We start from the raw sequence: 11,669 nt of genomic DNA, 5'->3' as shown, positions 1-11,669 counted from the left end.
TCGACGGGGTCCACTATCTTCTCGGCCACCCGAGCTTCGTCGCCACTTTATTTCCTGCCGGAGATGAAGACCACAATCCCGGCGATGCGCTGGTCCTTGCCGATGACCGGGGTCTGATCGCTCGTTTTCCGATGACCGAACAGCTGCGCGCCGGTGCTGTCGAACAGCTGCGCTCGCTGCGGAAGAGCGGCATCGGATGCGAAATTCTCAGTGGCGACAATGCCACACGCGTTGCCGCCATCGCCAGCAAGCTGGACCTGGAAGTGGCCACGGCCAATGCAACGCCGGCCGACAAGCTGGCCCGCCTCGAGGCATTGCGGCGGGACGGCCACATCGTTGCGATGATCGGCGACGGCATCAATGATGCGCCGGTGCTGGCCGGTGCCGACGTCTCCATCGCCCTGGGTGAGGGCAGCGCCATGGCCCATGCGGCCAGCGGCATCCTGCTGGCCTCCTCGCGCCTGGACAGCCTGGGAGAGGCTCGCTCGATCGCTCGCGAAATGCTGGTTCGCCTGCGCCAGAACCTCAATTGGGCGCTGGCCTACAACCTGGCCGCAGTTCCCCTGGCGGCGCTCGGCTTCGTGCCACCCTGGCTGGCGGCCATCGGCATGTCCCTGAGTTCGATCCTTGTCCTGCTCAATTCACTGCGCATCGGACGCCAACCCGGTACCCTTTCGGAAGACGGCGGCATTCCCGTCCCGACCAGCGGACATGGTGCAATACCGTGAACATCATCCTGCTACTGATCCCCATCAGCCTGATCCTGCTTGGACTCGGCATCTGGGCATTCTTCTGGGCGGTCAACCATTCCCAGTTCGATGATCTGGACACGCCCGCACTGACGCCGCTCAGTGACGGCTCCGAAGACATCGAAGACCCGAACCAGGGCCCGGAAAGTTGAACAGCCCGATGAGCCTGTTCGCAGCGTTCGCACTTGGCCTGCTGGCCAGCGGTCATTGCGTGCTCATGTGCGGCGGGATCGCAGGCGCGCTGGGCGTCGCCACTGGCAAGGATTCCCGAGGCCGACCCCGACTCCTGTATCTGGTTGGCTATCAGCTCGGACGCATTCTTTCCTACGCGCTGGCCGGATTGCTGGTCGGCACCGCCGGTGGCGCGCTGATCGCATTGCTCGATATCGACCAGGTTCGCCTTGCCCTGCGCATCGCCAGCGCCACCGCATTGCTGCTTGCGGCGCTGGTCATGCTGGGCGTATTCCGGGATCCCGGCTCGTTCCTCGGCAAGCGGCTATGGCCGAAACTCGCGCCGATGGGCAAGCGCCTGTTGCCGGTCGACAGCTTTCCGCGTGCGCTGGGATTCGGTGCAATCTGGGGATGGATGCCGTGCGGATTCGTCTACACCATCCTGCTGGTTGCCGCGCTGGGTGCTCAGCCCCTGCAATCAGCGGCTGTCATGGCAGCCTTTGGCCTGGGTACCTTGCCGGCCATGCTGGCAACGTCATGGGGCGCTCCGAAGCTGGTGCGTTTCACATCGAGTGTCGGCCTGCGTCAATCAGCCGGCGTCTTCCTGATTGCCTGCTCGGCAATCACGCTGGCAGCGCCGATGCTGGTTGGCCACGCACCATGGCTGCAACGCTGGCTGCCGTTTGATTGCAGTTGAGATCCGGCCTTCAGCCCTTGTCATCATCAGGCTTCTCGGCCAGCGTGGCGAGGCCGACCGGATCGAGAATGCGCACGATACGCCTGTCGACCTTGAGCACGCCAAGTGTCTGCATGCGCGAGAACAGACGGCTGATCGTCTCGATTACCAGCCCCAGATAATTGGCCAGATCCTGGCGCGACATGCTGAGTTGCAATTCATGCGGATCCTGACCGACACCGCGTCTTCGGTCGGAGAGGCTGCGCAGGAATATGGCCAGCCGCGACATCGCCTGCTTGCGACCCATCATGACCGGATGGTCGAATTCCCGACCGAACTCGCGACCCATGACGCGGAACAACTGACGCTGCAAGCCGGGAACCTGCCCGGCCATTTCCGACAACGTATCCAGTGGAACCTCGCACATGCTCGACCGCTCGAGAGCCTCGGTGGTGCACTGGTTTCCATTGCCGGCCAGGCCATCGAGTCCGACCAGTTCACCGGCAATATGGAAACCCAGGATCTGCACGTCACCTTCGGGCAGTGTGACGTATGACTTCAATGAGCCGGAGCGCACCACGAACAAGGAAGGATTCCCGTCACCTTCGCGGTACAAGAGTTCGCCGCGCTCCAGGGGCCGACGCTGCTGAACCAGATGATCCAGCCTTTGCAGATCTTCTCCACCGATCGAGGCCGGCAGGCAAAGCTGGTTCAGCGCGCAATTGGCACAGGACTGCCGCAGCTCCCGCAGGTTGACGACTTTTTCCGACTTGTACATGGAGCGCATCTTCGCACAAGCAGGCGTGCCATCCCGGAAAGATTGCATATTTACGTGGGCTCGGCTTGAAGTCAGCGATCAGGACAACCTGCCGCTGACCTGATCCTCGTCATCGCCGCTATTGGACATGCTCGGGTGCGACCCGGCTACACCTGGATTGGAATTGCTGCCCGGCAGCCGGATGAGCTTTCTGCGCCTCGCGGATCACAGCGCCCTTGAATATGCCGGTGTCGTAGCCGCGACACGCCCCAGGTAGGCATCGAAGTTCATCGCGATGATGCGCAACAGGAATCGGCCACGTGAAGTCACGGCGATACGCCGGGACTGGAGGCTGACCAGGCCATCGGCCTCAAGTGGCCGCATGCGCTCCATTTCCGCGGCGAAGTACTCATTGAAGAGAATGTCGTGGTGATGCTCGAAGGCTGCGATGTCGAGCTCGCCGTGACACATGAGTTGATGGATCAGGTCGGCGCGGATCAGGTCGTCCTCACTGAGCTCCATGCCCTTCTGCACGGGCAGGTGGCCGGCGTCGATGGCTGCGTAATAGTGGGCCAGGTCACGCGCATTCTGATGAAAGCTGCGTCCGACATGGCCAATCGAACTCATGCCAAGGCCAATCAGGTCACAATCCCCGTGGGTCGAATAGCCCTGGAAATTGCGCTGCAGGGTTCCGCGTCGCTGTGCGCAGGAAAGGTCATCTTCCGGCAAGGCAAAGTGATCAAGCCCTATATAGCGATAGCCAGCCGCGGTCAGCGTTTCGACGGTCTGCCCGATCAGAGCAAGGCGCGTGCCTGCGTCAGGCAATTCGCTGTCGATGATCTGCTTCTGGGCACGGAAACGTTCGGGCATGTGCGCATAGGAATAGGTCGCGATGCGGTCGGGCGCCAGTGCCAGGACCTGCTCCAGCGTGTTGGCAAATCGAGCTGTATTCTGCAACGGCAGGCCGTGGATAAGATCGACACTGACCGAGCGGAACCCGCACGAACGTGCCGCTTCGATCACTTCACGGGTTTCATCGAAGCTCTGGATCCGGTTGACGGCTCGTTGTACTTCCGGATCGAAATCCTGGATTCCGAGCGAGATCCGGTTGAAGCCGACTTCGCCGAGCATGCGAATGGTTTCGGCATTGGCGTAGCGAGGATCGACTTCAATGCCGAACTCGCGCGCAGCCTCATCGGAGAAGTTGAACCCCTTGGCCAGGGCGTCGAGCAAGGTTCGCATCTGTGCTTCAACGAGGAAGTTCGGCGTACCCCCGCCAAGGTGCAATTGATTGACCCGACGATCGTTGTCGAACAGCGGCGCGGTCATTTCTATTTCGCGAAGCAGGCGTTGCATGTACTCGTCGGCCTTGCGCCGGTCGCGGGTAATGATGCGCGTGCAACCACAGTAGAAACACGGACTCAGACAGAACGGGACGTGCACGTACAGGGACAATGCACGAGGGATCGGATCCTCGTTCGATGCCTGCGCGATCCGGCAAAGGTCCGCCTCCGCGAATCCATCATGAAATTGCGGCGCAGTCGGATACGAGGTGTAGCGCGGCCCGCTGATGTCGTAGCGGGAAATCAATTCCGCATCGAACACGGGGGCGCGGGAAGTCTGGGGATGCGTGAGCGTGGAAGCGGCCATGTGCGCATCCTGCCGCCTTGTCGCCCGGGCCTCCTTGATCCACGTCAAGTAAGAACATCGACTCCCCGAGAAACAGGGGCCACGGCCTCGGCCTCGGTGTTTCGCGCCACCGGCTGGACAACGCCGAATAGTCGGCCTCCGCATCACCCCAAGAACTGTCCGGATCCATGTGTTGCAGGCGGTTTGTGGCTATCCTTCACCCGTTGGGCGAGTTGCAATGGACCTGGACGGAAAGACGGTTGATCTGGGCCAAGGGGTGTTCACGGGCCAAGCGGCGTGAATGCTCCATCGAAGCATCAAGCAAGCATTCGTAGGTGGCATGAGACCAAGTGCGTCGAGCAGGTTCCGTGCTTGCACGACGCGGGAGTGTCCGTTGCGCGCGCTATCTTTCCTGCGGTCATTCGCCTTGAGTTTTCACGCAACCTGGACCCGAACCGGACGATCAACGATGAGAATCGCCTCGGCAACTACTGACTCGAAACTGTCTTTCAGAATCGTGGGATTTCCACTCGATCCGACTCCGATTTTTCTGCCGATGAATGCTACGGTAGCGACATGCATGCAGATCGGGCTTGCGACCCTGCTGGACGGTACAGAGACATCGGGATCATGAGCGACGAGCCATTTCACACCGTGAACCCCTCGACGGATGACGCCAACGACGTGACGAACGGATATTGGTCGGAGCAGGCACATACCATGTTGCGCCAGGTCGCCCAGCGGCGACTGATGGGCGAGGCAGACTCGATCACCTTGAATCCGACTGACCTGGTGCACGAGGTGTATCTGCGTCTTGAGGGTTTGCGCATGCCGATTGCCGACCGCCAGCATTTCCTGCACATGGCGGCGATGACGATGCGCCGGGTGCTGGTTGACCATGCGCGTCGCAAGCTGAGTCAGAAGCGCGGCGAACGACCGGTTCAGATCACGCTGAGTGCGGCCGGCACCACAGGTCTGCACGACGATGGCATGAAAGTGGTCGAGCTCGATATGCTGCTGACTTCGCTGGCCAAGGCCGATCTGCGCAAGGCGCGAATTGCCGAGCTACATTATTTTGGCGGGCTGACCCAGAGCGAGGTGGCAACGGCGCTGGGCATTTCGGCCGCCACCGTTGTGCGTGAACTGCGCTTTCTGCGCAGTTGGGTTCATGCGCAGTTGCAAGGCGCAGCAACAGCAGTGGACAAGGAATGAGGTCGTCGTCGGATTCGATAGACGCGAAGCGCCTGCAGCAGATCGAATCGCTGTTCGACCAGGCATTGGCACTATCACCCGAACAGCGCACCGTCTGGTTGCAGCAGGCCTGCTCCCAGGATGCATCCTTGCTTGCGACGTTGCTCGACATGCTGCGTTTCGACACCCAGCAACAAACCGACCTGGTCAGTGGTATCGGTCGCTTGGCACACGACGCGATTGAGCCGCGCGACCGCACGGGCGAACGAATTGGTCGCTATCTCCTGGCGTCTCGCATTCGCTACGGTGGCATGGCCGAAGTTTATGCCGCCGTTCGCGATGACGGCGAGTTCGCGCACGAGGTTGCACTGAAGATCACGCGCAGCGACCGGCGCAAGGCTGCCAGCATAGCCCACCTGTTTCAGGCTGAACGCGGCGTGCTCGCGCGACTGCGCCATCCGAACATCTGTCAGATCTTTGATGGCGGCACCACCGAAAAAGGCGAAGCCTGGTTCGTGATGGAGCGCCTGGATGGCGAGCCCCTGCTGACCGCTTGCCAAGGCCTGTCGTGGGAAGCCGCACTCGGACATTTTCTCGACTTGTGCGCAGCGGTGGCACATACCCATCGACAGTTGATCATCCATCGCGACATCAAACCTGACAACGTGCTGCTTGCCGAGGGGCCGCAAGGTCCCGTTGTGAAGCTGCTCGACTTCGGCATTGCGGGCAATCTTGGCGAAGCGGATAGCGACACGAAAACCGACAATTGGTACAGCGCCAGCCATGCAGCGCCAGAGGTGGTGACGGGCGAAACCGGTGGTGTTGGTGCTGATGTCTATTCGCTCGGATGCTTGCTGCGCAAGCTGGCGGAGCAGTTTCCACGCTCGCGACGGGCAGAGGCCCGGTTGATCGCCGAGCATGCCAGCGAGCGCGAACCTTCGGCGCGCTATGCCGATGTCGAACTGCTCGCGGAAGATCTCAGGCGATTGCGTGATCGGCGACCGATCTCGATCCTGGCCCAACGCCCTGGATACGTCGCGTGGCGTTTCATTCAGCGTCGCGCACCGCTGCTGCTGGGCGTGCTGGCCTTGGTTGTCCTGACTGCATGGTTTTTGCTCAACGAGCAACATCTGCGCAGGGATGCCGAGGCGGCGACGGTGGCTGCCGTTGCACAACGTGACCGTGCCAACCGGATTCGCGATTTCATGATCGATGCCTATGAATCCGCGAATCCAGAGAAGAATGCCGGCAGGATTCTGACGGTATCCGAATTGCTTGAGAGACAAGTCGCCACGCTGGATGAGCAAAGTCAGCTGGATACCGGCTTGCGCAGTGAACTGCTTGGTTCACTGGGTCAGGCGATGTTGGGGCTCGGTCGCTACGAGCAGGCGGGTCACGCGCTGCGCATGGCTGCCAGGCTGGTCGAAAACCAGCGCGGACCCGACGCCGCGTTGTGGGCCGGCCACATCACCTTGCTCGGTCAGAATGCGGTTGCTACAGATCATTATGACGAGGCGGAGACCTTGTATCGAAGTGTCGAAGCGCGTCGCGCCGAGTGGAGCCAGTCATCCCAAGCGCTGCTGATCGAGTCGAAGCTGTACTCGTCGTGGGGGCCGCTGGCCTATTACCAGGGGCGACTCGACGACGCTGAGCGGATGGTCCGGCGTGGCATCCAGGCGCGTGGCGAGTGGTCGAAAGCCTACAACCAGCCGGAAGCGACCGGTTCGTTGATGGTCACCCTCGGCGCGATCCAGAGTGCGCGCTCGCATCTTGACGACGCGCTGACAACTTTCGAGGCCGCCTATGCGATGGGCCGTGCCCAGGGTAGTGCGTTCAACGCCGAGCATCTCGCCTTGCTCGGTTGGCTCGGCATAACCTTCGACAAGCTCGGGCGCTCGGAATCATCCGAGCCCTATCTGAAGGAGGCCATCGAAGTCGCCGAGCGCTTGTATCCGGAGCCGCATCATCGACTCAGTGGTGCCTATGGCAACCTCGGCGTCATGTACCTCAAGAACGGGAGACTGACCGAGGCCGAGCCGCTGTTGCGCAAGGGCCTCGCGGTCATGAAAACGCTCGGCAACATCCACTCCAAGGCGTATCAGTCGCGATTGCAGAGTTTTGCCACCCTGGCACTTGATCGCGAAGACCTGGATGCAGCTCGTCCGCTACTTGAGCAGGTCCTGGAGCTACGACTCGCCAGTCCCGGCGATGCACGGTTGAGCATCGCGCGTGCGCGCATCGCGATTGCGATGCTCCATCTGGCAGAAGGAAATTCGAACGAAGCAATGACTCAAGCCACGCAACTCAGCCATTTGCTCGAAGGCGACGACGTTATCGCGGATCCGCTGCGGCTTTTCGCCTTGCACATCGCCGCGCAGGCGCAAGGGACTGTTGGCGACAAGTCGGCTGCGCTCGATCTGCTGCAGCGCGCGTACACGTTGATGCAGAAGCATCCTGATGACGAACGCCTGCAAGCGAGCGGAGTCCTGGCGCGCGCCAAGGTGTGGCTCACGCTCGGTGAATTCGATCAGGCTTACGAGGCATACGACCTCGCCGTGAAGCTTTTGGATGCCGCGTTTCCAAACGGCCATCCGGATCGCGCCCGGGCCCAGCTCGGCATGGCCGAGCTTTGCCTGCAGCGAGGTGACTCCAACTGCGCGCGCTCGATGCTCGAAGCCTCCGGACCACTTCTGCAACGCAACCTGATAGCGAGTGGTCCGACCCTTCAAGCGTGGCAGCGCCTCAAGGATCGATTGCACTGAGCGCATTGGACCCGCTTGGTCGACAGTCCGATTCCATCCAGTAGCCCGAAAGGCGGGGGATGGTCAATCTGGCGTGTCGTTATCGGTCTGCTCGACTACGGACGCCTCGCGCGTTCTTCTTGCGGACACGCTTTCGTGCTGATTCTCATCGCGCGTGACTGAATTTGCCGCGATCCTGCGCCTTTAACCCTCAAGCACGATCCTGGCCTCCCGACATCAGTCCGAGGAGGGTGGGATCGATTTCCGGCGAAAGCCCTCAATCGAGGTGGCTCGCCGGCATCCTGAGGAGCAAAAAAGCATGCGCGCCATATCGAAATCCACATTGAAATCCCGCCCGGTGCCGTTACCGGTCGCTGGGCCATTTCAATTATCTGCAACAGCCTTTGGCCGCTGTTCCAGAGCAGCGGCGATTGCCCTGTTGCTCGTCACGATGCCCGCTTTGGCTGGAGCAATGACCCAGGCAGGTCCTGTGCAGTCTCCGAGTGCCACCGCGAAGAATGCGAGTTCGATCGCCGCCGACCACCAACTCTTCGTCGACCTCACCGCGACAGGGACAGGTGATGGACGCTCCTGGCAGAACGCATTTCCGAAACTTCAGGATGCGCTGGCCCTGGCGCGCAGCCTGGCTCCTGCCGACAGCGTTGAAATCTGGGTGGCAAAGGGCGTTTATTTCCCCGACGTGGGTGCCGGCTTGACCAACAACGACCGTAACCTGTCCTTTCAGCCGGCCGCGAATGTCGCGCTGTACGGCGGTTTTGCCGGCGGCGAGTCACTCCGCGAACAGCGTGACTGGCTTGCCCACCCCACCACGCTGAGTGGCGATATTGATGGCAACGATCTGGTAGATGCCGACGGTGTCGCGCAACGCGTTTCGGACATCCGTGGCAACAACAGCTATCACGTTGTCCTTCTGAATCGTATCAATGGCAGCGTGGTGCTGGACGGCTTCACGATTACCTCCGGTCAGGCCACTGGATTGGGTCAGGTCGATAGCGTGTTGATGCGCGTCGGCGCAGGGCTGAGTATCCGCAACAGCAATGCCGTTGTGAGCAATCTTCGATTTCAGGGGAATCTTGCCCTTGAGGCCAGCTCGGGCAGTGGCGGTGGCATCTACGCCGAATCGGATTCCGGTAGAACCGATCGACTGACGCTGAGCAATGTCGAGATCACGGCCAATAGCGCCCGATACGGTGGCGGACTTGACGCATATCGAACCGCAGTGGATGCGTCGGCCGTGACGTTCCTGGACAACGATGCGGAAATTGGCGGGGCGGTCCATCTGAATTTGACGACGGACGTGAAGTTTCGCGATTCCGTGTTTCGTGGAAATAGCGCCAGTGTCGATGGAGGCGCGTTCTACGGGTTTCGCGAATACATCGCCCTGGTCAATTGCGAGCTGACCGGCAACACCGCCGCCAATAACGGCGGAGCCTACTACTCGGATGGCACCACGCTGGATATCAAGATCGTGATGACCAACGTTGTCATAAGCGGAAATCGCGCCGGCGTCACCAGCGGGGGAATCTATCGCGAGCAGCCGAGCTACGGCCGCTCGAATTTATGGAATACGATCATCTGGAACAACGAAGACAGCAGCGGCGTGGGCACCGCCTCTGCCAATCACGGTGGCCCCGGCGCAACCCGTCTCACGGCCGCTCACAGCCTGATTCAAGGCTTGAATCCGTCCGGTGCCGGCAATCTTGACGGTACGCTTGCGACCAACAACCCGCTATTCAAGCAGTCGCTTGATCCCTCCATGGCGCCCTCGCTTGGCGGCGACTTTCATCTGCAATTGAATAGCCCGGTCATCGACAAGGGCGACAACCAGGCTCGCATCAATCCGTTCAACCCGGCGGCGATTCCGCTTGAAGGCAATGTGCTGACCGACCTCGATGGAACCGAGCGAATCCTCGATGGCGATGGAGACACTGTCGCCACCGTCGACATGGGGCCATACGAAAGCACTTCATTCTCCATTGGCGGCACCGTGAGTGGTTTGCTGGGCGAAGGACTCGTACTGCAGAACAGCGGTGGAGACGATCTGCTGATATCGGCGGACGGCACATTTGCCTTCGATACGGTCGTGGCCAATTTCAGTAGGTACGCCGTGACCGTAGCCACTCAACCCACCGCGCCCCAACAGGTGTGCACTGTCACTGCGGGTGGCGGCACCGTGAGTGGCGCCAACGTCACCGACGTCCAGGTCACCTGCACGACCGCCACGTTCACGATCGGCGGCACGGTGAGCGACCTCGCTGGTAGCGGACTCGTACTGCAGAACAATGGTGGCGACGACTTGCCGATCTCCGGCGACGGATCATTCACCTTCACCACCGAGATTGCCGATCAAGACAGTTACGCCGTGACCGTGATGACTCAACCAGGCTCGCCGAGCCAGACCTGCACGGTCAGCAATGACAATGGCACCGTAAGCGCCACCCATGTCAGCGACGTGCTGGTCACTTGCATCACCGACACCTACACCGTCACGCCAGGCGCAGGCAGCGGTGGCAGCCTGTCACCGGCAACGCCGCAGATTGTGGCGTCGCAACAGACCATCGATTTCACCATCACGTCGGATGTCGGCTACACCCTCGCCGACATCTCGGGAAGCTGCGGTGGCGCGCTGTCAGGCAATGTTTTCACCACCGCGCCGATTGAAGCCGACTGCGAGGTCTCGGCGACTTTTGCAATCGCTACATACACCGTCACTGCCAGCGCCAGTGCAAACGGTTCCATCACGCCTTCAGCGCAAACCATTGCTCACGGCGCAGCGGCCAGCTTTACGGTTTTGCCCGATGCACATCACCATGTGGCCACGGTCACAGGTGACACCTGCACGCCGGTGCAGGGCAGCGGTGATAGCTGGTCTGCACCCGACATCACTTCCGATTGTGCGGTGACGGCAACGTTCGCGATTGATCCGCCAGAGCTGGTACTGACGATGGATGACGGTCGCACGCATGCCCGATACGGCCAAGTGCTGACCTACATCGTGACCCTTGACAATCAGGGCAACGGCCCGGCAAATACGGTCTCAATCGCCATGACGCTGCCGCCGCAGCTCGACAACGAAAGTGCCAGCTGGACTTGCGTGGGTGCGGGCACCGGCGCCGCTTGCATTGCCGAGGGGGACGGCCCGTTGGCGGATAGCAGCGTGGTGATTCCTGCTGGTCGCAGCCTGACCTGGCTGGTAGACGTACCGGTGCTTGCCGACGCCGAGGGCGATACTGCGGAGACCACCGTCACGGCGAACGACGGAAGCAATGAATTCAACGCGAGCGATAGCAACTTGCTGGTCATCCTTCGCGACGGTTTCGACGTGTCCAGTGGCGAAAGCACGCAAGGCGATGGCTGGCGTGTCGATCTGGCACAGTGTCCAGTCGATCCACGAGCCGAAGCGATCGACGATACGTTCATGCGCCAGATTGGCGTTCCACCCGCAAATGCTGGCGCTTTCGATACGCTGATGGTCGCTTACGGCAGCGATGGCAGCGGCTTCCGCGTGGAACGTGCGAATGTCGGCGAGCCGTCGCTGATCCGCTTGATCTCCATTGATCGGCACGGGCATGAGGGCTCCAGCGCCTGGGCGGCTACGGCTGACGCGTCCCTGATGGTAGCGACCGCTCAAGGGGAAGCGGGTCGTCGTGTCTTGCTGCTCGAAGGTGCCGCATCGCCACTGAGCCTTGAATTGCCCGTGGCGATCGGCAACCTGCGCGTGCGCACTCCTGCAA

The 11,669-nt window shown here is 61.2% G+C and carries 8 protein-coding genes; 6 read left to right on the top strand and 2 right to left on the bottom strand.

Annotated features, from left to right (window positions below; genetic code table 11):
* The 3 genes from WBP53_RS07035 to WBP53_RS07025 form a co-directional block, all read left to right on the top strand.
* A partial coding sequence (locus WBP53_RS07035; RefSeq protein WP_423927322.1) for an HAD-IC family P-type ATPase occupies nt 1-728 on the top strand: 728 nt, incomplete at its 5' end.
* On the top strand, nt 725-901 hold the full coding sequence (gene ccoS / locus WBP53_RS07030) for a cbb3-type cytochrome oxidase assembly protein CcoS (RefSeq protein ID WP_423927320.1): 177 nt from the start codon (nt 725-727) through the stop codon (nt 899-901). The genes WBP53_RS07035 and ccoS, both read left to right, overlap by 4 nt.
* Before the next feature lie 8 nt (nt 902-909).
* On the top strand, nt 910-1,617 hold the full coding sequence (locus tag WBP53_RS07025; RefSeq protein WP_423927318.1) for a sulfite exporter TauE/SafE family protein: 708 nt from the start codon (nt 910-912) through the stop codon (nt 1,615-1,617).
* A gap of 10 nt (nt 1,618-1,627) precedes the next feature.
* Here WBP53_RS07025 and WBP53_RS07020 read toward each other — a convergent pair whose 3' ends face one another.
* Together WBP53_RS07020 and hemN are read right to left on the bottom strand one after the other, a co-directional pair.
* On the bottom strand, nt 1,628-2,374 hold the full coding sequence (locus WBP53_RS07020) for a helix-turn-helix domain-containing protein (RefSeq protein WP_423927316.1): 747 nt from the start codon (nt 2,372-2,374) through the stop codon (nt 1,628-1,630).
* A gap of 204 nt (nt 2,375-2,578) precedes the next feature.
* A complete protein-coding gene (hemN, locus tag WBP53_RS07015) occupies nt 2,579-4,003 on the bottom strand; it encodes an oxygen-independent coproporphyrinogen III oxidase (RefSeq protein WP_423927314.1) in 1,425 nt (474 codons plus the stop codon).
* 609 nt (nt 4,004-4,612) lie between these two features.
* On the opposite strand from hemN, the gene WBP53_RS07010 reads away from it, so the two are divergent.
* From WBP53_RS07010 to WBP53_RS07000, 3 genes are all read left to right on the top strand, one after another.
* Nucleotides 4,613-5,194 (top strand): ECF-type sigma factor, encoded by a 582-nt coding sequence (locus WBP53_RS07010; RefSeq protein ID WP_423927312.1) that lies wholly within the window; start codon nt 4,613-4,615, stop codon nt 5,192-5,194.
* Nucleotides 5,191-7,935, top strand: a complete 2,745-nt coding sequence (locus tag WBP53_RS07005; protein WP_423927310.1) for a tetratricopeptide repeat protein — start codon at nt 5,191-5,193, stop codon at nt 7,933-7,935. The genes WBP53_RS07010 and WBP53_RS07005 overlap by 4 nt, the downstream gene beginning before the upstream one ends.
* Before the next feature lie 451 nt (nt 7,936-8,386).
* On the top strand, nt 8,387-11,669 hold a 3,283-nt coding region (locus tag WBP53_RS07000; protein ID WP_423927308.1), incomplete at its 3' end, for a hypothetical protein.

This window comes from Dokdonella sp., assembly GCF_049593775.1.
In the GTDB taxonomy this organism is placed as follows: Bacteria; Pseudomonadota; Gammaproteobacteria; order Xanthomonadales; family Rhodanobacteraceae; genus Dokdonella.
This window is presented reverse-complemented; position numbering and strand designations above follow the sequence as displayed.